Source organism: Actinomadura sp. NPDC048021 (genome assembly GCF_040653135.1).
Lineage (GTDB): Bacteria > Actinomycetota > Actinomycetes > Streptosporangiales > Streptosporangiaceae > Spirillospora > Spirillospora verrucosospora.
Window position 1 is genome coordinate 211,896 of the sequence record NZ_JBEZJQ010000010.1, and the last position, 19,218, is coordinate 231,113.

Below are 19,218 nucleotides of genomic sequence, written 5' to 3' on the forward strand. Positions count from 1 at the left end.
TGAGGCGGGTGGGATTCGAACCCACTCAGTCAGCGACACTTGGGTTACAGCCAAGCCCGACTCTCCGAACGTCGGCGCCGCCCCTCGCGCGGGCCGCGGGCCCGCGCCGTACCTCCGGAGGGATTCGAACCCCCAGCGCACAGCACCTCATGCTGCCGTCTCTGCCGTTGGACTACGGAGGCATGCGTGCGGCTCCCGGGATTCGAACCCGGAACGTCCACTTCCTGAGAGTGGTCTCTCTGCCGGTTGGAGTAGAGCCGCGGGGAACTCGCCTGGACGGGCGTCGCTCGCGGCGGCTCGGCCGGGGCCTCTAGGAGACGGGATACCGGCCGGGGCGGGCGTGCGACGCCGAGGGCAGTCGGAGTCGATACTGCTCCAGAGCCATGGCCGGTCCTCCTCTCGGGCGTCTCGCGTCACCGTCCCTGTCTCGGACGGGCTGACGTCGTCAACGGTGCCACCGGCGGCGCGGCGGCCGCAACGGGTTTTCGGCTCAGTTCTCGTCCGGCAGGGCCGCGCCGAACGCGACCAGCGCCCAGAACGCGACCATGATCCAGCCGAGCGCGATCCCCGTCACCGCGAGCCCGAGCCCGCGCTCGCCGGAGCGCCGCAGCCGCACCCAGGCCATGTGCCCGGCGACGATCGCGGGGATGGACGGCAGCCCGCAGGTGATGAGACCCACCGCGCCCATGGACACCGCGTAGATCGCGAGGCTGTTCATGGGCGGCTTGCCGTGCGCATGACGCGCGGCCGTGTACTGGTGGGGCGCCTGGGAAGGGTGGCCCTGGTAGCCGGTCTGCCCCTGGTAGCCCGTCTGCTGCTGGTACCCGGTCGGCTGCTGGTAGACGGCCTGCCGGGCGTCGATCGCGTCGGCGTAGCGGCTCCAGCTCTCCGCCTCGGCGGTCCGCCCCTGCCCGCTGAGCAGGACGGCGAGGTTGCGCATCGCGGTGGGGTCGCCGGCCTGCGCGGCCTGCCGGTACTGCCCCTCGACGAGCGCCGCGGCCTCCCCCGCGGCGAGGGCCGGGGCGACCCCCGGCGCCTGCGTCCCCGGCGTCTCGGTCGGCGGCCGGGAGGGCGCCTCGGCGCGGTCCCCGCCCGGAGTGGGCGATGGGGCCGGCGTCTCGGCGCGGTGCCGGCCGGGCGCCCGGGTGTGCTGGGTGTGCTGCGTGGAGGGCGCGGGCTGCCGGACCCCGCTGGAGATGAGGCCGTCCAGCAGCGCCTGGGCGGACGGCCGCCGCGCCGGGTCCTTGGCCAGCGCCGCCTGGACGGCCTTGAGCAGCGTGCCGTCCAGCCCGCCCAGTTCGGGTTCGCCGCTGATGATCTGGTGGATGACCGCCGGCAGCGAGTTGCCGCCGAAGCACGGCCCGCCGCGCGCCGCGAAGGCCACGGTCGCGCCCCAGGCGAACACGTCGGACGCCGGGCTCGCGCCGCGCCCGTCCAGCTGCTCGGGGGCCATGAACGCGGGCGTGCCGATGATGCCGCCGGTCGCGGTGAGGCGCGTCCCGTCCAGCGAGCGGGCGATGCCGAAGTCGATGACGCGCGGCCCGAACGTGGACAGCAGCACGTTGGCGGGCTTGAGGTCGCGGTGCACCACCCCGGCGTCGTGGATGGCGGTCAGCGCGGTCGCGATGCCGACCGCGACGGCCTCCAGGTCGGCGCCGCGCAGCGCCCCCTCCTTCGCGACGGCGTCGTCCAGGCTGGGGCCGTTGACGAACTCGGTCACCAGGTAGGGCGGGTCCGCCGCGGGGTCGGCGTCCAGGACCGGCGCCGTGCAGAACGCGCGCACCCGCTTGGCCGCCGCGACCTCCGCCTCGAACCGCGCGCGGTACTGCCGGTCGGCCGCGTACTCCCGCCGGATCACCTTGAGGGCGACCTTGCGCCCGGACGCGTCCAGCCCCGCGTACACCGTCCCCATGCCGCCCTCGCCGAGACGGTCGACGACCCGGTAGGGGCCGATGCGTTCCGGCAGGTCGGCGTGCGGCACGGACATACTCCTCGGGACGGCGATCGGCCCTACAAGCCTGGCACATCCCCACACTTCACGCGGCCCGGTCCGCCATCTCCCCGGGCCCGCGCCCCTCAGCCGAGCTCGGCCCGCAACGTCCGGGCCACCACCTCGGCGGTCACCTCCAGCGGACGGACGTCGTGCGCCGTCCGGCTGAGCACGAGCGCCCCCTCGAAGGCGCTCAGCACGTAGGTGGACAGATCCTTCGCGCGCGCGTCCGGGATCCCGCCCTCGGCCAGCCTGCGCGCGAGGGAGAGCTCCCACGACGCGAACACCTCCGCGCACGCGTGCCGCAGCGGCTCGCTCGTGCTGGCGACCTCCAGCGCCACGGTCGCGATCGGGCACCCGTCGCCCCACTCCGACCTCTCCAACGCCTCCGCGCTCAGCCGGAACATGTCGAGGACCGACCGCTCCAGGCTCTGGTCGGCCCGCGCGAACACGCGGTCGAACAGGCGCAGGTACCGATCGCCCGAATGCCGCACGGCCTCGGCCCCCAGCTGCTCCTTCCCGCCCGGGAAGAAGTGGTACAGCGACCCCCAGGGCGCCTCGCCCGCCGCGGTGATCTGCTTGAGCCCCGTCCCGGCGTACCCCTGCTCGCGGAACAGCTGGGCGCTGGCCTCCAGCAGCCGGGTCCGTGTGTCGCGCGTCATGGGGACACCCTAGCCATTGCCCTCACTAGATCGATCTATCTACTATGACGATCGATCCAGACAGGAGGCGCTCATGAGCGTGCGAACCGAACGCCGCGGCCCCGTCCACGTCATCACCCTCGACCGCCCGGACCGCCGCAACGCGGTCGACGGGCCGACCGCCCGGCGGCTGGCCGACGCGGTCCGCGCCTTCGAGGACGGCGACGCGAAGGCCGCCGTGGTGACCGGCGCCGGCGGGGCCTTCTGCGCGGGCAGCGACCTGAAGGCGATGGCCGCGGGCGACTTCCCCGCCCCGACCGCCGGCGGCCCGCCCCCGATGGCCGTCACGCGCGCCCGCCCGTCCAAGCCGGTGATCGCGGCGATCGAGGGCTACTGCTTCGGCGGCGGCTTCGAACTGGCCCTGTGGTGCGACCTCCGGGTGGCGTCGGAGACCGCCGAGTTCGGCCTGCTCAACTTCGAGCACGGCCTCCCGTCCCTGGACGGCGCCACCGTCCGTCTCCCCCGCCTGGTGGGGCAGCCCCGCGCCCTGGACGCCCTCCTGACCGCCCGCCGCATCTCCGCCCGGGAAGCCGCGAGCTGGGGCCTGCTGACCGCCCTCACCCCGCCCGGCGAAGCCCTGGAGACTGCGCTTGCCCTGGCCGCCCGGATAGCGTCCCTCCCCGCCCCGGCCCTCCAGGCCGCGCGCGCGTCCCTCCTGGCACAGGGCCCTCTCCCCGAGGCAGATGCCCTGAAGAACGAAACGACTCTCGCCCTGGCCGCCCTGCCCACGCGCACGTGACCAGACGCGAATTCGCGTGGGCGTCTTGCGTCCCGGCGGGGGCTGAACTGTAGTCTGGACAGGTGTCCAGAACAAACGATCGCTTGCTTCTGGTGGACGGGCGTCTCGTCCCCGGGGCGGGCGGCGCCTTCGAGACGATCAATCCCGCGACCGAGGAGGTGCTCGGCACCGCCGCCGACGCCTCCGCAGACGACATGGACCGGGCGATCGCGGCCGCGCGCCGCGCGTTCGACGAGACCGGGTGGTCGACCGACCACGCCTTCCGCGCGCGGTGCCTGCGGCAGTTCCGGGAAGGGCTGCGGCGGCGCGCCGACGAGCTGCGCGAACTCACGATCAAGGAGGTGGGCGCGCCGAGGTTCCTGACGTTCGGGGCCCAGCTGGACGCGCCCGTCGACGACCTCGCGTGGTTCGCGGACCTGGTCGAGGAGTACGGCTGGGAGCGGGACCTCGGGCGGGCCGAGCCGATGGGGATGCCCAGCCACCGGCGGGTCGTCCGGGAGGCGGTGGGCGTCGTCGGCGCCGTCACCCCGTGGAACTTCCCGCACCAGATCAACCTCGCCAAGCTGGGCCCGGCGCTGGCGGCGGGCAACACGGTGGTGCTGAAGCCGGCGCCCGACACGCCCTGGTGCGCGGCGGTGCTCGGCGAGGTCATCGCGGAGGAGACCGACATCCCGCCGGGCGTGGTCAACGTGGTCACCTCGTCCGATCACGCGCTGGGCGCCCAGCTCACCCGGGATCCCCGCGTCGACCTGGTGTCGTTCACCGGGTCCACCGCGACGGGGCGCGACGTGATGGCGAGCGCGGCCGGGACGCTCAAGCGGGTGTTCCTGGAGCTCGGCGGCAAGTCGGCGTTCGTGGTCCTGGACGACGCCGACCTGCGGGCCGCGTGCTCGTACGCGGCGTTCGCCGGCATCACCCACGCCGGTCAGGGCTGCGCGATCACGACCCGGATCCTCGTCCCGCGCGAACGCCACGACGAGGCCGTGGAGATCACCGCCGGGGCGCTGGCGAAGCTCGGCGCCGGCGACCCGCAGGACGACCGGACGATCTGCGGCCCGGTCATCTCGGCGCGCCAGCGCGAGCGGATCGAGGGCTACCTGGACCTGGCCGTCAAGGACGGCGGCGCGTTCGCCTGCGGCGGCGGCCGCCCGGAGGGCCGGGACAGGGGCTTCTGGATCGAGCCGACGCTGATCACCGGGTTGACCAACGACTCCCGCGCGGCGCGGGAGGAGATCTTCGGCCCGGTGCTGGTGATCCTGCCGCACGACGGCGACGACGACGCGGTGCGGATCGCGAACGACTCGCCGTACGGGCTGTCGGGCGCGGTGCACGGCGGGGACGTCGAGCGGGCGCGCGGGGTCGCGCGGAGGCTGCGGACCGGGACGGTCAGCGTGAACGGCGGCGTCTGGTACGGCGCGGACGTCCCCTTCGGGGGCTACAAGCAGTCGGGCATCGGCCGCGAGATGGGCGTGGCCGGTTTCGAGGAGTACCTGGAGACCAAGGCGATCGCGGAGGGCGTGTGAGGTTCGAGGGAAAGGTCGCGGTCGTCACCGGGGCCGCGCAGGGAATCGGCGAGGCGTACGCGCGTGCGCTGGCCTCCGAGGGCGCCCACGTGGTCGTCGCGGACGTGGACGAGCGCGGCCGGGACGTCGCGGACGACATCAAGGGCCTGTTCGTGCGGACGGACGTGTCCGACCCCGCGTCCGTGGACGCCATGGCCGGGGAGGCGGCGGAGCGGTTCGGCGGGATCGACCATCTCGTCAACAACGCCGCCATCTTCGGAACGATGAAGCTGGACTTCCTCTTCACCGTCGACTGGGACTACTACAAGAAGTTCATGTCGGTGAACATGGACGGCGCGCTGCTGTGCGCCCGCGCCTGCCACCCCCACATGCAGGCGCGCGGCGGCGGTTCGATCGTCAACCAGTCGTCCACGGCGGCGTGGCAGTACTCGGGCTTCTACGGGCTGGCCAAGGTCGGCGTCAACGGGCTCACGCAGCAGCTCGCGCACGAGCTGGGCGGCATGAACATCCGCGTGAACGCGATCGCGCCGGGCCCGATCGACACCGAGGCCAACCGGGCCGTCGTGCCGGGGAACATGTCGCAGAAGATCGTCCGGGACAAGATGGCGCTCAAGCGGATGGGGTCGCCCGAGGACCTGGTGGGAGCGTGCCTGTTCCTGCTGTCGGACGACGCCGCGTGGATCACCGGCCAGATCCTCAACGTGGACGGCGGCGAGGTGTTCCGGGCATGAGCGATGCGCGCGTCCCCCCGCAGGGTGAACGCAGGGCGGTCGGCTTCGTCGGGCTCGGGCAGATGGGGGCGCCCATGGCGACCCACCTGGCGGGCCGGGGCCTGGCCGTGTACGACGCGCGGGCCGAGGCGATGGCGCCGCTGGTGAAGGCGGGTGCGCGGGCCGCGAGGAGCGTCGCCGAGGTGGCCGCGCACTGCGACCTGGTCTCGGTCATGGTCCGGGACGACGCCCAGGTGACGGAGGTGGGCGAGGAGGTCCTCGCGAGCGCGCGTCCGGGCACGGTCCTCGCCGTCCACTCGACCATCCGCGCGCGGACCGCCGAGGACCTGGCCTCGCGAGCGCGGCGCTACGGGATCGAGGTGGTGGACGCGCCGGTGAGCGGCGGGTTCATGGGGGCGAGCGCGGGCAGCCTCGCGGTCATGGTCGGGGGGTCGGACGAGGCGTTCGAGCGGTGCCGCGAGCCGTTCGGCGCCTGGGCGGACCTCGTCCTGCACATGGGGCCGGTCGGCGCGGGCACCCGCGCGAAGCTGGCCCGCAACATGCTGCACTTCATCTCGTTCACGGCCGCCGCGGAGGCGCAGCGGCTCGCGGAGGCGGCGGGGGTGTCGCTGCGCAAGCTCGGCAGGGTCGTCCGGCACACCGACGCGATCACCGGCGGCGCGGGCTCGATCATGCTGCGGCCGACGACCGCGCCGCTGGAGCCGGACGACGACCTGTACGACATCCTGCGGCACACGCGGGATCTCGGCGAGAAGGACCTGGCGCTCGCGCTGGAGCTGGCGGACGAGCTCGGCGTCGACACCCCGCTCGCCCGGATCGCCCTCGACCGGTTCGGTGCGGGGCTGGGGTTGGTGGGAGAGGCCAATGACTGAGCGGAGCGAACCGGGGGGCGTGGGGGGTCGACCCCCCACAGAGAACATGACTGAGCGGAGCGAACCGGGGGGTGAGCGCGGCGAAGCCGTGGGGCGGCGTGAGCGTGGGCTGGAGATGATGCGCCAGGTCTACGGCTGGGAGGTCTCGGACGGGCCCGGCGACTTCTTCGGCATCACCGTGGAGCACCTGTTCGGCGAGATCTGGACGCGACCGGGGCTGAGCATGCGCGACCGGCGGCTGCTGCTCGTCGGGGCCCTCGCCGGGCAGGGGCTGAACGACGTCCTCGACATCCAGATCCCGGCGGCGCTGGCCAACGGGGAGCTGTCCCCGGACGAGCTGCGCGAGATCGGCGTGTTCCTCACCCACTACATCGGCTGGCCGCTCGGGTCGAAGCTGAGCGTCCAGATCGACACGCTGATCGCCAGGCACGAGAAGCGCGCGCGGCGGGACGGCTAGCACAGGCGCGGGGTCGGGTCGGGCATCAGCATCGGCCCGGTCACGCGGAACCGTTCGACGCCCTGCCGGGTGAGGCTGACGCGCAGGTCGATCCAGCCGCGCACGCCCGGCTCGCCGCAGTCGTAGGCGCCCCTCAGCGGGAAGTGCAGGTCGCCCACCGACAGCTTCGCGCCGCGCACGTGCACCGGCAGCAGGATGCGGGAGCCGGCGGTGAGCGGGGCGATGAGGCATCCGCCGACGTCGCGGCCGCGCGCTTCGCCGGGCACGGCCACGGGGTCGGACGGCGCGCAGCCGATGATCCCGGGGTGGCCGCCGGCGTCGCGCCCGCCGCCGGGGCGCCCGACGGCGAGCACGTCCACCACGATGACGTCGCCGGGCTCCGCGCCGACGACGACGAGCGGACCGCACAGCAGGACGCCGCCGCCGGGTTCCCGGCCGGGGCACTCCATCCGGACGGACCCGCCCGTGATGACCTCCGCCACACCCGGGATGTCGGGGTGCCAGTGGGAGTGTCCGAGAACGTCCCGCATCCCGGGGTCGCCGAGGTCGAACACGGCTGGTGAAGGCATCGGGCAGAGCTCCTTCCGCAGGGACCAGGTGATGTTCCGATCCTGCCCAGCCGCTGTTTCGGGACGGTTTCGGCTTCCTGACGCCCGCGTAAGACGGCCTTCACCGGAAAATCCGCGAGCCCCGGGGAACCGGGCCGCGAGAGCGCGCGTCCAAGGTCCATGCGTGGTCGTATCCTCCTCCCGGTCGCGACGACGCTCCTGCTGGCCGGGAGCGCCGGGTGCTCCAGGTCAGGGCAGGTCCACGACCGGGACTCCCAGGCGCCGCCGGTGCGGCTCGTCGCCTATGGCGGCTGCGACGCGCTCCTCGACGAGCTGCGCCGCGCCACCCTGGACAAGGTCGGCCCTTACGGGCTCGACGGCGTGCCGGGCGGCGGCGGCATGGAGGCGCTGGCGAAGGCGTCGAAAGCGGACAAGGTCCCCGGGGCTCCCGCGCCCGCACCGGAGCACTCCACCACGAACGCGCACGAGCCGGACGCGGACGAGCCCGATCTCGTGAAGACCGACGGCCGCAGGATCGTCGTGTTCGCCCGGGGACGCCTCAAGGTCATCGACCCGGTGTCGCGCAAGGTGGCGCACACGGTGGAACTCCCGGGCGGCACCCGCTACGACAGCGGGGAGCTGCTGCTCAGTGGTGACCGCGTGCTCGTGCTGACGCGGCAGACCATGGCCGTGCCCTTCGAAGGGCCGGGACCGGGCCGGTCGGCACCCGGTCGACCGCTGCCCGGGTCGACGCAGGCGACGCGCCTCACACTGGTCGATCTGGCCGGCAGGCCCAGGGTCGCCGGGACGATGACGTCCGGCGCCGACTACATGGACGCGCGGCAGACCGGCTCGACGGTCCGCGTGGTGGTGAGGTCCCTTCCGCGCATCTACTTCCCCGGTGGCGACGGCGAGAAGAAGGCCGTGGCGGCGAACCGGGAGGCCGTGTGGAAGGCCCCGCTGGACGCCTGGCTCCCGTCCTTCGAGGTGGAGGGCGGGGCGACGTACCGGACGCCGTGCGACCAGGTCAGCCGCCCGTCCTCGTCCGCGGGTTCCTCGATGCTGACCGTGCTGACGCTCGACCTGGCGAAGGGCCTCGGCGACCCGCGGCCGGTCGCGGTGGCCGCTGACGGCTCGACCGTCTACGGCAACGGGAACAGCCTCTACATCACCGGCACTCCCCCACAGCTCTTCGCGTGGCCGCGCAAGAAGGCGGTCGAGCCGCGTACGGACGTCTACAAGTTCGACGTCCGCGGTGGCGACCGTCCTCGCTACGTGGCCTCAGGCTCGGTCAAGGGGTTCCTGCTCAACCAGTACTCGATGTCGGAGCACGAGGGGAATCTCCGCCTGGCCGCGACGACCAGCCGGAACGAACCCGGCAGCCAGGCGTCGCAGAGCTCGGTGTACGTCCTGGCCCAGCACGGCGCGCGACTCGACCAGATCGGGCGGCTCGACGGCCTCGGCAAGGGCGAGCGGATCCACTCCGTCCGGTTCATCGGCGCCACCGGCTACGTCGTGACGTTCCGGCAGACGGACCCCCTGTACGTCGTCGATCTCAGGGACCCCCGCCGCCCCCGGACGACCGGCGAACTCAAGATCAACGGCTATTCCGCCTACCTGCATCCGACGGCGGACGGGAAGCTGCTCGGGGTGGGGCAGGACGCCGACTCCTCCGGCCGGACGAGCGGTCTCCAGGTGTCGCTCTTCGACGTCTCCGAAGGCCCCCGCAGGCTGGACGCCTACAAGCTCCCCGGGGCGGCCTCCCAGGCGGAGTTCGAACCGCACGCGTTCCTGTACTGGCCGAAGACCGGTCTCACCGTCGTGCCGGTGACGCGGCGGGACGGCGGCCCGCCCGAGGCCCTCGCCCTCAGGGTCACCGGTTCGGGCGTCACGAGGCTCGGAACCGTCCGGGCCCCGGGCCCGGACTTCGGCGGCGGCGCCGGCCGCTCACTCGTCATCGGCGACACCCTCTGGACGTTCTCCGACGCGGGCGCGCACGCCGTCGACGCGGCCACCCTCAAGGGCGGCGACCGGCTCGCCTTCGGCTAGCGCAGCCCGGTCGAGCGCTGGAGCGCCGTCTGGATGAGCCGGTCGACCAGCGCCGGGTAGTCGAGTCCCGTGGCCGCCCACATCTGCGGGAACGCCGACGCCGGGGTGAAGCCGGGCATCGTGTTGATCTCGTTGAGGATCCAGCGGCCGTCGGGCGTGTGGAAGAAGTCGACCCGGGCGAGGCCCTCGCAGTCGAGCGCGTCGAACGCCTGCACGGCGATGCGGCGGACCTCCTCGATCGCCGCGGGCGGCAGGTCCGGCGGGATCGCCATGGTGGTGGAGCCGTCGAGGTACTTCGTCTCGAAGTCGTAGAAGTCGTGGCCGCCCCCCATCAGGACCTCGGCGGGCACGCTGGCCTCGGCGGGGCCGTCGTCCACCCCCTGCAGGACGCCGCACTCGATCTCGCGGCCCTCGACGGCGGCCTCCACGATGACCTTGGGGTCGTGCTCGCGGGCCGCGTCGACCGCGGCCTCCAGGCCGGCCTCGTCGGTGACCCGGGTGATGCCCATGCTCGACCCGGCGCGGGCCGGCTTGACGAACACCGGCGTGCCGTCGGCCAGGCCGAGCTCCCTGATGATCTCGTCGACCTTGCGCTTGCGCTCGCGCCGCCACTCCCGGTCGCCGACCAGGACGTACGGGCCGACGGGCAGGCCGCGCGCCTGCCACACGAGCTTCATGAACCCCTTGTCCATGCCGACCGCGCTGGCCAGCACGCCGGCGCCGACGTAGCGGATGCCGGCGAGGTCGAGCAGGCCCTGGATCGTGCCGTCCTCGCCGTAGGGGCCGTGCAGCAGCGGCAGGACCACGTCGACGTCGCCGAGGGCCGCGGGCACCTCGCCCGGCCGGACCACCATCAGGCCGCGGCTGTCGGGGTCGAACGGCAGCGCGAGGACGCCGCCCTCCCCGGTCACCTCCGGGAGCCGGCCGCCCTCGATCGCCAGGCGCAGGTCCGCGGGCGGGAGCACCCAGCGCCCGTCGCGGGCGATGCCGATCGGCACGACCTCGTACCGGTCCCGGTCGATGGCGGCCATGACGGCGCCGGCGGTGACGCAGGAGATCGCGTGCTCGGAGCTGCGCCCGCCGAACACCACCGCCACGCGGATCCTAGAAACCTGGGACATGACGCCCGACCCTACCGGTGATCAGCACGGGTCGGCCACGAGCGAACCGGGCGCGCTGCGCTGCCATTCCGTCACACCCCGTACCGCTCGGGCTTGGGAGACCGCGAAATCAGCGAGATCGCCGCCTCCTTGATCGGTATGCCGCGGTGCAGCACGGCGGTGACGGCCTCGGTGATCGGCATCTCCACGTTGTGCTTGCGCGCCAGCTCCAGCACCGCCTCGGCCGACTTCACGCCCTCCGCGGTCTGCTTGGTGACGGCGATGACCTCGTCCAGGGTCATGCCGCGGCCGAGGTTCTCGCCGAACGTCCGGTTGCGCGCGAGCGGCGAGACGCAGGAGGCGACGAGGTCGCCCATCCCGGCGAGGCCCGCGAAGGTGTGCTCGTCGGCGCCGAGGGCGGCGCCCAGCCGGGCGATCTCGGCCAGCCCGCGGGTCATCAGCAGCGCCTGGGTGTTGGAGCCGAACCCGAGCCCGACCGACATCCCGACGCACAGGGCGACGACGTTCTTCACCGCGCCGCCCAGCTCGACGCCGATCACGTCCGTGGAGGTGTAGACGCGGAAGTAGGACGTCATCGTGGCGGCCTGCAGCCCGCGCGCGGCGTCCTCGTCCACGCACGCGGCGACGGCGGCGCTGGGCTCGCCGGTGGCGATCTCGCGCGCCACGTTCGGGCCGCTGAAGACGGCGACGCGCTCCTGCGGGACGTCGGCGACCTCGCGGATCACCTCCGACATCCGCCGGGTGGTGCCGAGCTCGACGCCCTTCATCAGGCTGACCAGGACGGCCTCGCGCGGCAGCAGGGAGACCCAGCCGCCGAGGTTGTGCCGGAGCGTCTGCGCGGGGACGGCGAGCGCGACGAAGTCGGCGCCGCGCAGGGCCTCCGCCGGGTCCAGGGTGGCGCGAATGCCCTCGGGGAGCGGGACGCCCGGCAGGTAGTCGGTGTTCTCGTGCCGTTCGTTGATGCCCTCGACCACCTCGGGGCGGCGTCCCCAGAGGGTGACCTCGCCGCCGGCGTCGTGCAGCATCATCGCGAACGTGGTGCCCCAGGAGCCGGAGCCCATCACCGCGGTACGGAAGGTCACGAGTCGGCCGCCTTCGGTTCGGCCGCGCGCTGCCCGCCGGACTCCGGCCCGGCCGGTCCGGCCTGCTCGGGGACCGCGTCCTTGGCCGCGCCCGCGTCCTTGGCCGCGCCCGCGTCCTTGGCCGCGCCCGCGTCCGCCTCGGCCTGGGCGGCGCGGCGGCGCTCCTCCAGGACCCTGTGGTGGTCGAAGGGCTCGGAAGGCGGCTCCTCGCCGCGCAGCTCGCCGAGCAGCGCGGTGATCGCGGCCATGATGTCGTCGGTGGCGGCGCGCAGGGTGTCGCGGTCCAGCGGGAGGCCCGCGTACCGCGACAGGTCCACGGGCGGCCCGGCGATCACTCTCATCGTCTTGCGGGGCAGCGGGTGCACGCCCTTCTTCAGGCTGCCCGCCAAGCCCTTCTGCTCGCCCTTCTTGTACGGCATCAGCTCGTGCGCGCCCCAGCTCGCGACCGGGACGACCTTGGCGCCGGTCTGCAGCGCCATCCGCGCGGCGCCCGTCTGCCCCGTCATCGGCCACAGCTCCGGGTCACGGGTGCAACTGCCCTCCGGGTAGAACATCAGGCACTCCCCGTCCAGGAGGGCCTTCTCGGCGTCCCTGAGGGCCAGGGCGGCGTCGGCGCTGTCGCGGTAGACCGGGATCTGGCCGGTGCCCCGCAGCACCGCGCCGATGAACCTCACGCCGAACAGCGTGGACTTGGCCAGGTAGACGGGGTAGCGGCCCGACTCGTAGACGAAGTGGGCGAGCGCGAGCGGGTCGGACTCGGAGATGTGGTTGGCGGCGATGATCACGCCGCCCTTCCTCGGGACGTTGCCGCGGCCGCGCCAGTCGCGCTTGAGCAGCCCGAACAGCAGCGGCCGGAGGATGACGATCGTGAGCTTGCGCCACCCCGGCGAGTAGCGGTGGCCCGGGCGTCCCTCCTCCTGCGAGGGGGCGACCCCCTGCTTCGCTCCGCTCATCCCGCCCCTCCCTCGATCCGGCCCGCAGGTGAACCTGGGGTGTCCTCAAGTGTCGCGGTTGCGGGCGCATAGTGTCGAGTTGCCATGTCTACACCAGCACCCCCCGTGCGAGCGCACGGGAAGCCGCCGCTCCGGTGGTCGCTCGTCGTCCCCGTCAAGGTCCTCGCCAAGGCCAAGACCCGCATGTCGGCCGCGGCGGGACCGCACCGGGAGGCCCTGGCGCTCGCGGTCGCGGCCGACACGGTCGCCGCCGCGCTGCGCTGCGACCGGGTCCGCGACGTGATCGTAGTCACCGACGATCCCCTTCCGGCGGCCGAGCTCGCCGCCCTCGGCGCCCGGATCGTTCCGGACGTCCCGGATGCCGGCCTGAACCCGGCCCTCGTCTACGGCGCCGGCCGCGGCCGGGAGCTGGCCGCCGACGCCGGCGTCGGGGCGCTTTCAGCCGACTTGCCCGCTTTGCGACCTCTTGAACTCGCTCGCGTCCTGGACGCCGCGAGCGCCGCGCCCGAGGCGTTCGTGCCGGACGCGGCCGGCGTCGGCACGACCCTCTACACGGCCCGCCCGGGCGTCCCGTTCTCCCCCGCGTTCGGCGGCGGCTCGCGGACCGCCCACCGCGCCCGCGGCGCCCGGGAGATCCTCCTGCCCGGCACCGACAGCGTACGCCGCGACGTCGACACCCCGGACGACCTCCGCGCGGCGCTCGCGCTCGGCGCCGGTCCCCGCACCACGGCCGTCGCCTCCCGGCTGCCCTCGTTGGCCTAGAGTCGGGGGTATGCAGGGGACGGTGAAGGCGTTCGACGCGCGGACCCGCTCGGGGAGCGTGCTCCTCGACGACGGGACGGAACTTCCCTTCGACGCCGAGGCGTTCGCGGCGGGCGGCCTGCGGCTGCTGCGCTTCGGCCAGCGGGTGAACCTCGCGCTGGACGGCGAGCGGATCTCGGTGGTGACGCTGTCGACCTTCCCGCTTCCCGCACCGCCCGCCTGAGCGGGCGGTCCCGGACGAGCACGTCCCGGAGGAGCGCGGCCGGACGAGCCCGGAAACGCGGCAGCGCCCGGAACCATGCGGTCCCGGGCGCTGACGCGGTGAGGCACTACTTCTTGCCGGCCACCAGGTTCTTGAAGTCGGCGCCCGCCTTGAACTTCGGCACGGACGTCGCGGGAACCTCGATGGTCTTGCCCGTTGCGGGGTTGCGGGCCGTGCGGGCAGGCCGGTCGGCCTTCTCGAACGAACCGAACCCGGTGATCGCGACCTTGTCGCCCTTGGCGACCGCGTTCTGGATCGCCTCCAGGATGGCGTCGACCGCCTCGGCTGCGGCCTTCTTGCTGCCCAGCCGGTCAGAGATGGCGTCGACCAGCTCACGCTTGTTCATGGGTTACTCCTCTAGTTCCCCCCTTGCCCGAACGAAACTAAGGGACCCTCACCATGGACACAATCACCTTCACGCAAACGATGGCGTGTCGCTGGCGTTTTTGTCGGTCTCGCCCCCGTCTCGCCCGGTGACCGGACCGGATCCGGCCACTGCGCACGCTAACCGACGTCGGGCCCCTCTTGGAAATCGGCGAGGAACGCGTCCAGCCTGCGGGCGGCCAGTTCGGCGTCCCGTTTCGCCAGATCGGTGATCGCCAGAAGGTGCCGGATGAGCCGCTGCCGGTCCTGTGGCGGGAGCGGTGCCACGGCGCGATGAGCGTCACGCAACTGTCGTGCGAGCTGCGTCAACGTCGGATCGTCCCACTCTGGCCCGGTCCACGGGGCCGTGCTCACTTGGAGTCCCCCAACGGTCGGCGGTCGTTGCACACCAGGGAGATTCTCCCCGCGTCCGCGCCGACCGTCTCGCCCGGGGTACGTTCGGGCGCGCCCGTGACGCCGGATACTTCCAGGTATCTGGCGCCACGGGCGGCGTGTCGCGGATCTCGGACGGGCTACACCGTGGTGGGGAGCAGGGCGGTGCGGGCCGCCTCGAACTCGGCGATGGCGTCGGCGTGGCGCAGCGTGAGGCCGATGTCGTCCAGGCCCTCCATCAGCCGCCAGCGGGTGTAGTCGTCGATCTCGAACGTCGCGGTCTCGGCGCCCCAGCGGACCTCGCGCTCGCCCAGGTCGACGGTGATCTCCAGGGCGGGGTCCTTCTCGACCGCGCTCTGCAGCGCCTCGACCTGCTCGCCCGTGAGGACGACCGGCAGCAGGCCCATCTTCGTGGAGTTGTTGCGGAAGATGTCGCCGAAGCGCGACGCGATCACGACGCGGAAGCCGTACTGCTGCAGCGCCCAGACGGCGTGCTCGCGGGACGAGCCGGTGCCGAAGTCGGGCCCGGCGACCAGGATGCCCGCGCCCTGGTACCGCGGCTGGTTCAGGACGAAGTCCGGGTCCTCGCGCCAGGCCGAGAACAGGCCCTTGTCGAATCCGGTGCGGCTGACCTGCTTGAGCCAGACGGCCGGGATGATCTGGTCGGTGTCGACGTTGCTGCGGCGCAGCGGCACCGCGCGCCCGGTGTAGGTGGTGAACGCTTCCATCGTGCTTCCTTAGAGGTCGGCGTCATTCTGGGGGGACGACCCCCCAGACCCCCCGGCGGCTGCGCCGAGGTCAGCGGGGGCGGCCAGATGCCCGGTCACGGCGGTGGCGGCGGCGACGGCGGGCGACACCAGGTGGGTGCGGCCGCCCGGTCCCTGCCGGCCCTCGAAGTTGCGGTTGGACGTGGAGGCGCTGCGCTCGCCGGGCGCGAGCTTGTCGGGGTTCATCGCCAGGCACATCGAGCAGCCGGCCTCGCGCCACTCCGCGCCGGAGGCCGAGATGACGGCGTCCAGCCCCTCCTCCTCGGCCTGCTTCTTGACCTTCATGGAGCCGGGGACGACCAGCATCCGGACGCCGTCGGCGACCTTGCGTCCCTCCAGCACGCCCGCGACGGCGCGCAGGTCCTCGATCCGGCCGTTGGTGCAGGAGCCGACGAAGACGGTGTCGACCGCGATGTCGCGCAGCGGCGTCCCGGCGGTCAGGCCCATGTACTCCAGGGCGCGCTCGGCGGACTGGCGCTGGACGGGGTCGTCGAAGGACGCGGGGTCGGGCACGGACTCGCCGAGCGGCAGGCCCTGGCCCGGATTCGTCCCCCACGTGACGAACGGGGTCAGCTCGGCGGCGTCGATCACGACCTCCCGGTCGAAGACCGCGTCGTCGTCGGTGCGCAGGGACGTCCAGTACTCGACGGCGCGGTCCCAGTCCTCGCCCCGCGGGGCGTGCGGGCGGTCCTTGAGGTAGGCGAAGGTCGTCTCGTCCGGGGCGATCATCCCGGCGCGGGCGCCGGCCTCGATGGACATGTTGCAGACCGTCATGCGGCCCTCCATCGACAGCGACCGGACGGCCTCGCCCCGGTACTCGACGATGTGGCCCTGACCGCCGCCGGTGCCGATCCGTGCGATGATCGCGAGGATCAGGTCCTTGGCGGTCACGCCCTCGGGCAGCGCGCCCTCGACCGTGACCGCCATCGTCTTCGGGCGGATCTGCGGCAGCGTCTGCGTGGCGAGGACGTGCTCGACCTCGCTGGTGCCGATCCCGAAGGCGAGAGCGCCGAACGCGCCGTGGGTGGAGGTGTGCGAGTCGCCGCACACGACGGTCATCCCCGGCTGGGTCAGGCCCAGCTGCGGGCCGATGACGTGCACGATGCCCTGGCCCTCGTCGCCCATCGGGTGGAGCCGGATCCCGAAGTCGGAGCAGTTCTTGCGCAGCGTCTCGACCTGGGTGCGCGACACCGGGTCGGCGATCGGCTTGAGCAGGTCCGTGGTCGGGACGTTGTGGTCCTCGGTGGCGATCGTCAGGTCCGGGCGGCGGACCTGGCGGCCCGCCATCCGCAGCCCGTCGAACGCCTGCGGGCTCGTGACCTCGTGGACCAGGTGCAGGTCGATGTAGAGGAGGTCGGGCTCGCCCTCGGCGTGCCGTACGACGTGCGCGTCGTACACCTTCTCGGCCAGTGTTCGGCCCATCACTCCACCTCACCTGTGCTGATCGTCGGCTGTGCTGGTCGTCGTGCCGGCCGGCGGCGCGCCGCCGGCCCGGTCGCTCGGGCGGTCCCGGCCACCTCGATTTGCATCTCAAATTACGAGACGGCAATATCAATGCATGGACAACTCTAGCGGAGTCGGCGTACTTGACAAAGCGGTGCTCGTGATGAACGCGCTGGAGGCCGGTCCGGCCTCGCTCGCCCAGCTCGTCCAGACGACGGGGCTGGCCCGCCCCACCGCCCACCGGCTGGCCGTCGCGCTGGAGCACCACCGCCTCGTCCACCGCGACGCGCAGGGGCGCTTCATCCTCGGGCCGCGGCTGGCGGAGCTCGCGGTCGCCGCGGGCGAGGACCGCCTGCTCGCGATCGCGCAGCCCATCCTGGCCCAGCTGCGCGACCACACCGGCGAGAGCGCGTCGCTGTTCCGCCGCCAGGGGGACGTGCGGGTCTGCGTGGCCGCCGCCGAGCGCACCAGCGGCCTGCGCGACACCATCCCGGTCGGCGCGGCGCTGCCGATGACGGCGGGGTCCGCCGCGCAGATCCTGCTCGCGTGGGAGGAGCCCGACCGGCTGCACCGCGGGCTGCGCGGCGCCAAGTTCGAGGCCACGACGCTGGCGTCCGTGCGGCGCCGGGGCTGGGCGCAGAGCGTCGGCGAGCGGGAGCAGGGCGTCGGCTCCGTCTCGGCCCCCGTCCGCGGCGCCGCCGGACGGGTGATCGCGGCCGTCTCGGTGTCCGGTCCCCTCGAACGCCTCACCCGCTCCCCCGGGCGCCTGCACGCCGCGCCCGTCGCCGCCGCCGCCGAGAAGATCTCCGAAGGCATGCGCCGCACCGCGTCCTGATCCGGCCGTGGGGCGAACCGCCACAAGCCGGACGGACCTGGGAGTGTGCCGGTCTCCGCGCCCCCGACCTCGCTACCGTTGCCTTCGGTAAAGGGGGTGCAACGTGCAGATCTCCGAGCTCAGCGACCGCAGCGGGCTGACGGTCCAGACGATCAAGTTCTACATCCGGGAGGGCCTGCTGCCGAAGGGCTCGACGGTCAGCGCCACGCGCTCGGAGTACGACGGGCGGCATCTGGAGCGGCTCCGGCTGATCAGCGCGCTGCGCGAGGTGGGCGACATGCCGATCTCGGCGATCCAGGAGGTCATCGAGGCCGTCGAGGACGACCGGGTCGGCATGCACGAGCTGTTCGCCACCGCCCAGCACGCCGTCGGCCCGCACGCCGCCGCGCCGCACGACCCGCACTGGCGGGCCGCCCGCGAGGACGTCGACGCCATCGTCCGCGAGCTCGGCTGGCAGGTCGGCGACCGCGCCCCCGCCCGCGACCTGCTGGCGCACGCGTTCGTGGCGCTGCGCCGCCTCGGCTTCCCGATCACCCTCAAGGACCTGCGCCCCTACGTGAAGGCCGCCGCCGAGGTCGCCGAGCACGAGATCGGACGGGTCGCGGAGGGCGCCCCGCGGGCCCGGACCGTCCATTCGCTGCTGGTGTCGACCGTCCTCTACGAACAGGTCCTCGCGTCCCTGCACCGGCTGGCCCAGGAGGACGCCTCGGCGCGCCGCTTCGGCCGCACCGTGCCCGCCCCGCGCGCCTCCCCCCGGCCGGACCCCGCTCCGCCGGCCTGACCCGGTCCCACCAGGCTTTTCCGGGATAGACGATCGGAATTGCCATTCACGCCCCCGTTTTAGGGCTTTCACTTTCTTCGCCTAATATGAAAGGCGATGACCGCGACGACGCCTCCGGGCTCCTCCTCCGGCGGCAGGTGGACCGACCGCCTGCTCGCCGAGGGCGACGACCCCGATCCGCGCTTCACCATGGCCAACGAGCGCACGTTCCTGGCCTGGATCCGCACGGCTCTGGCACTGATCGCGGGCGGCATCGGCCTCGCCCTGGCGGGCGACCTGATCGATTCGCCGCTGCGGCAGGTGCTCGCGGTCGGCTTCGCCGCGGGCGGCGCCCTGGTCGCGGCGCTGGCGTTCCGCCGGTGGCTGCGCACCGAGCGCGCGCTGCGGCGCGCCGAGACGCTGCCGCCGCCCGCGCTGGCCCCGGTCATCTCCTACGGGCTGGCGGGCGCCGCGATCGTCCTGCTGATCGCGCTGCTGATCACCCGGTGAGGCTCCGGGACCCCGGCGCGCAGCCGGAGCGGACGGCGCTGGCCTGGTCCCGCACCACCCTGGCCCTGATCGGCGCGGGCCTGCTGTGCGTGCGCCTGGCCCCCTCGGCCCCGGGCACCATCCTCGCCGCGTCGGTCGTGTGCGGCGGGGCCGCGCTCATGCTGCGCCGCACCCGCAGGAGCTTCCACGCCCGGCGCGCCCTGCCCACCGGGGCGGGCGCGGCCGACCCGGTCTCGATCCTGATCACGACCGGTCTGGCCATCCTGCTGGCGGGCGTCGCCGCCGCCTTCGCCTTCTGAGGCGCGTCCCAGCGAGCCATGCGCGTCGCGCATGACTGGCGTGCGAAGTCTTCGCTGG

The 19,218-nt window shown here is 73.4% G+C and carries 22 protein-coding genes and 3 tRNA genes; 12 read left to right on the plus strand and 13 right to left on the minus strand.

The window, feature by feature from the left end; all coding sequences use genetic code 11:
- From AB0C87_RS18955 to AB0C87_RS18975, 5 genes are all read right to left on the minus strand, one after another.
- Positions 1-84 (minus strand) — tRNA-Tyr (locus AB0C87_RS18955).
- 25 nt (positions 85-109) lie between these two features.
- A tRNA-Leu gene (locus AB0C87_RS18960) sits at positions 110-182 on the minus strand.
- A 5-nt stretch (positions 183-187) separates the two neighbouring features.
- Positions 188-261 (minus strand) — tRNA-Leu (locus tag AB0C87_RS18965).
- Positions 262-490: 229 nt separating this feature from the next.
- Complete coding sequence (locus AB0C87_RS18970; protein ID WP_360578673.1) at positions 491-1,981, minus strand: protein kinase; 1,491 nt, start codon at positions 1,979-1,981, stop codon at positions 491-493.
- A gap of 95 nt (positions 1,982-2,076) precedes the next feature.
- On the minus strand, positions 2,077-2,652 hold the full coding sequence (locus AB0C87_RS18975) for a TetR/AcrR family transcriptional regulator (protein WP_360578675.1): 576 nt from the start codon (positions 2,650-2,652) through the stop codon (positions 2,077-2,079).
- A 73-nt stretch (positions 2,653-2,725) separates the two neighbouring features.
- Between AB0C87_RS18975 and AB0C87_RS18980 the strand changes: the two genes are divergently transcribed.
- From AB0C87_RS18980 to AB0C87_RS19000, 5 genes are all read left to right on the plus strand, one after another.
- Complete coding sequence (locus tag AB0C87_RS18980; protein ID WP_360578677.1) at positions 2,726-3,430, plus strand: enoyl-CoA hydratase-related protein; 705 nt, start codon at positions 2,726-2,728, stop codon at positions 3,428-3,430.
- Positions 3,431-3,522: 92 nt separating this feature from the next.
- A complete protein-coding gene (locus tag AB0C87_RS18985) occupies positions 3,523-4,953 on the plus strand; it encodes an aldehyde dehydrogenase (RefSeq protein WP_345174910.1) in 1,431 nt (476 codons plus the stop codon).
- Positions 4,950-5,684, plus strand: a complete 735-nt coding sequence (locus AB0C87_RS18990) for an SDR family oxidoreductase (protein WP_345174908.1) — start codon at positions 4,950-4,952, stop codon at positions 5,682-5,684. Before AB0C87_RS18985 ends, AB0C87_RS18990 begins: the two co-directional genes overlap by 4 nt.
- The gene (locus tag AB0C87_RS18995; protein ID WP_360578679.1) at positions 5,681-6,556 is read left to right on the plus strand and encodes an NAD(P)-dependent oxidoreductase; all 876 of its coding nucleotides are present in this window, start codon (positions 5,681-5,683) and stop codon (positions 6,554-6,556) included. The genes AB0C87_RS18990 and AB0C87_RS18995 overlap by 4 nt, the downstream gene beginning before the upstream one ends.
- Positions 6,557-6,671: 115 nt before the next feature.
- Entirely contained in the window at positions 6,672-7,013 is a 342-nt protein-coding gene (locus AB0C87_RS19000; protein ID WP_345174904.1) for a carboxymuconolactone decarboxylase family protein, read from the plus strand.
- Here the strand turns inward: AB0C87_RS19000 and AB0C87_RS19005 are convergent.
- A complete protein-coding gene (locus tag AB0C87_RS19005) occupies positions 7,010-7,582 on the minus strand; it encodes an acetamidase/formamidase family protein (protein WP_345174902.1) in 573 nt (190 codons plus the stop codon). The genes AB0C87_RS19000 and AB0C87_RS19005 overlap by 4 nt on opposite strands.
- A gap of 159 nt (positions 7,583-7,741) precedes the next feature.
- Here AB0C87_RS19005 and AB0C87_RS19010 point away from each other — a divergent pair, with 159 nt between their 5' ends.
- Complete coding sequence (locus AB0C87_RS19010; protein WP_360578681.1) at positions 7,742-9,610, plus strand: beta-propeller domain-containing protein; 1,869 nt, start codon at positions 7,742-7,744, stop codon at positions 9,608-9,610.
- Here the strand turns inward: AB0C87_RS19010 and AB0C87_RS19015 are convergent.
- The 3 genes from AB0C87_RS19015 to AB0C87_RS19025 form a co-directional block, all read right to left on the minus strand.
- On the minus strand, positions 9,607-10,731 hold the full coding sequence (locus AB0C87_RS19015; protein ID WP_360350947.1) for a D-alanine--D-alanine ligase family protein: 1,125 nt from the start codon (positions 10,729-10,731) through the stop codon (positions 9,607-9,609). The two genes, AB0C87_RS19010 and AB0C87_RS19015, sit on opposite strands and share 4 nt — an antisense overlap.
- Before the next feature lie 71 nt (positions 10,732-10,802).
- Positions 10,803-11,792: an NAD(P)H-dependent glycerol-3-phosphate dehydrogenase gene (locus AB0C87_RS19020; protein ID WP_345175213.1), complete on the minus strand. Its 990-nt coding sequence runs from the start codon at positions 11,790-11,792 to the stop codon at positions 10,803-10,805.
- A 17-nt stretch (positions 11,793-11,809) separates the two neighbouring features.
- Positions 11,810-12,766, minus strand: a complete 957-nt coding sequence (locus AB0C87_RS19025; RefSeq protein ID WP_360578683.1) for a lysophospholipid acyltransferase family protein — start codon at positions 12,764-12,766, stop codon at positions 11,810-11,812.
- A gap of 105 nt (positions 12,767-12,871) precedes the next feature.
- On the opposite strand from AB0C87_RS19025, the gene cofC reads away from it, so the two are divergent.
- Together cofC and AB0C87_RS19035 are read left to right on the plus strand one after the other, a co-directional pair.
- Positions 12,872-13,528, plus strand: coding sequence for a 2-phospho-L-lactate guanylyltransferase (gene cofC / locus AB0C87_RS19030; protein WP_345174897.1), 657 nt, complete (start codon positions 12,872-12,874; stop codon positions 13,526-13,528).
- Positions 13,529-13,538: 10 nt separating this feature from the next.
- Positions 13,539-13,751: a hypothetical protein gene (locus AB0C87_RS19035; RefSeq protein ID WP_345174895.1), complete on the plus strand. Its 213-nt coding sequence runs from the start codon at positions 13,539-13,541 to the stop codon at positions 13,749-13,751.
- A 106-nt stretch (positions 13,752-13,857) separates the two neighbouring features.
- Here the strand turns inward: AB0C87_RS19035 and AB0C87_RS19040 are convergent, their stop codons facing one another.
- The 4 genes from AB0C87_RS19040 to leuC all read right to left on the minus strand — a co-directional run bounded on the left by AB0C87_RS19040 (position 13,858) and on the right by leuC (position 16,735).
- The gene (locus AB0C87_RS19040; protein ID WP_021598708.1) at positions 13,858-14,136 is read right to left on the minus strand and encodes an HU family DNA-binding protein; all 279 of its coding nucleotides are present in this window, start codon (positions 14,134-14,136) and stop codon (positions 13,858-13,860) included.
- 158 nt (positions 14,137-14,294) lie between these two features.
- A complete protein-coding gene (locus AB0C87_RS19045; RefSeq protein WP_345174893.1) occupies positions 14,295-14,441 on the minus strand; it encodes a hypothetical protein in 147 nt (48 codons plus the stop codon).
- A 245-nt stretch (positions 14,442-14,686) separates the two neighbouring features.
- Positions 14,687-15,274, minus strand: coding sequence for a 3-isopropylmalate dehydratase small subunit (leuD, locus tag AB0C87_RS19050; protein WP_345174892.1), 588 nt, complete (start codon positions 15,272-15,274; stop codon positions 14,687-14,689).
- A 9-nt stretch (positions 15,275-15,283) separates the two neighbouring features.
- The gene (gene leuC, locus AB0C87_RS19055; RefSeq protein ID WP_345174889.1) at positions 15,284-16,735 is read right to left on the minus strand and encodes a 3-isopropylmalate dehydratase large subunit; all 1,452 of its coding nucleotides are present in this window, start codon (positions 16,733-16,735) and stop codon (positions 15,284-15,286) included.
- A gap of 136 nt (positions 16,736-16,871) precedes the next feature.
- Between leuC and AB0C87_RS19060 the strand changes: the two genes are divergently transcribed.
- From AB0C87_RS19060 to AB0C87_RS19075, 4 genes are all read left to right on the plus strand, one after another.
- Complete coding sequence (locus AB0C87_RS19060; RefSeq protein WP_360578689.1) at positions 16,872-17,591, plus strand: IclR family transcriptional regulator; 720 nt, start codon at positions 16,872-16,874, stop codon at positions 17,589-17,591.
- Between the two features lie 103 nt (positions 17,592-17,694).
- Positions 17,695-18,372, plus strand: a complete 678-nt coding sequence (locus AB0C87_RS19065) for a MerR family transcriptional regulator (RefSeq protein WP_360578691.1) — start codon at positions 17,695-17,697, stop codon at positions 18,370-18,372.
- Positions 18,373-18,468: 96 nt separating this feature from the next.
- Entirely contained in the window at positions 18,469-18,861 is a 393-nt protein-coding gene (locus tag AB0C87_RS19070; protein WP_345174885.1) for a DUF202 domain-containing protein, read from the plus strand.
- On the plus strand, positions 18,858-19,160 hold the full coding sequence (locus tag AB0C87_RS19075; RefSeq protein ID WP_345174884.1) for a DUF202 domain-containing protein: 303 nt from the start codon (positions 18,858-18,860) through the stop codon (positions 19,158-19,160). Before AB0C87_RS19070 ends, AB0C87_RS19075 begins: the two co-directional genes overlap by 4 nt.
- Positions 19,161-19,218 lie beyond the last annotated feature (58 nt).

Coding starts and splice junctions, on each gene's coding strand:
- AB0C87_RS19000 (WP_345174904.1), top strand. CDS start 6,672: ATGATGCGCCAGGTCTACGGCTGGGAGGTCTCGGACGGGCCCGGCGAC.
- AB0C87_RS19020 (WP_345175213.1), bottom strand. CDS start 11,792: ATGGGCTCCGGCTCCTGGGGCACCACGTTCGCGATGATGCTGCACGAC.
- leuC (WP_345174889.1), bottom strand. CDS start 16,735: ATGGGCCGAACACTGGCCGAGAAGGTGTACGACGCGCACGTCGTACGG.
- AB0C87_RS19060 (WP_360578689.1), top strand. CDS start 16,872: ATGGACAACTCTAGCGGAGTCGGCGTACTTGACAAAGCGGTGCTCGTG.
- AB0C87_RS19005 (WP_345174902.1), bottom strand. CDS start 7,582: ATGCCTTCACCAGCCGTGTTCGACCTCGGCGACCCCGGGATGCGGGAC.
- AB0C87_RS19025 (WP_360578683.1), bottom strand. CDS start 12,766: ATGAGCGGAGCGAAGCAGGGGGTCGCCCCCTCGCAGGAGGAGGGACGC.
- AB0C87_RS19015 (WP_360350947.1), bottom strand. CDS start 10,731: ATGTCCCAGGTTTCTAGGATCCGCGTGGCGGTGGTGTTCGGCGGGCGC.
- AB0C87_RS19035 (WP_345174895.1), top strand. CDS start 13,539: ATGCAGGGGACGGTGAAGGCGTTCGACGCGCGGACCCGCTCGGGGAGC.
- AB0C87_RS19070 (WP_345174885.1), top strand. CDS start 18,469: ATGACCGCGACGACGCCTCCGGGCTCCTCCTCCGGCGGCAGGTGGACC.
- AB0C87_RS18980 (WP_360578677.1), top strand. CDS start 2,726: ATGAGCGTGCGAACCGAACGCCGCGGCCCCGTCCACGTCATCACCCTC.
- AB0C87_RS19010 (WP_360578681.1), top strand. CDS start 7,742: ATGCGTGGTCGTATCCTCCTCCCGGTCGCGACGACGCTCCTGCTGGCC.
- AB0C87_RS19040 (WP_021598708.1), bottom strand. CDS start 14,136: ATGAACAAGCGTGAGCTGGTCGACGCCATCTCTGACCGGCTGGGCAGC.
- leuD (WP_345174892.1), bottom strand. CDS start 15,274: ATGGAAGCGTTCACCACCTACACCGGGCGCGCGGTGCCGCTGCGCCGC.
- AB0C87_RS18995 (WP_360578679.1), top strand. CDS start 5,681: ATGAGCGATGCGCGCGTCCCCCCGCAGGGTGAACGCAGGGCGGTCGGC.
- AB0C87_RS18975 (WP_360578675.1), bottom strand. CDS start 2,652: ATGACGCGCGACACACGGACCCGGCTGCTGGAGGCCAGCGCCCAGCTG.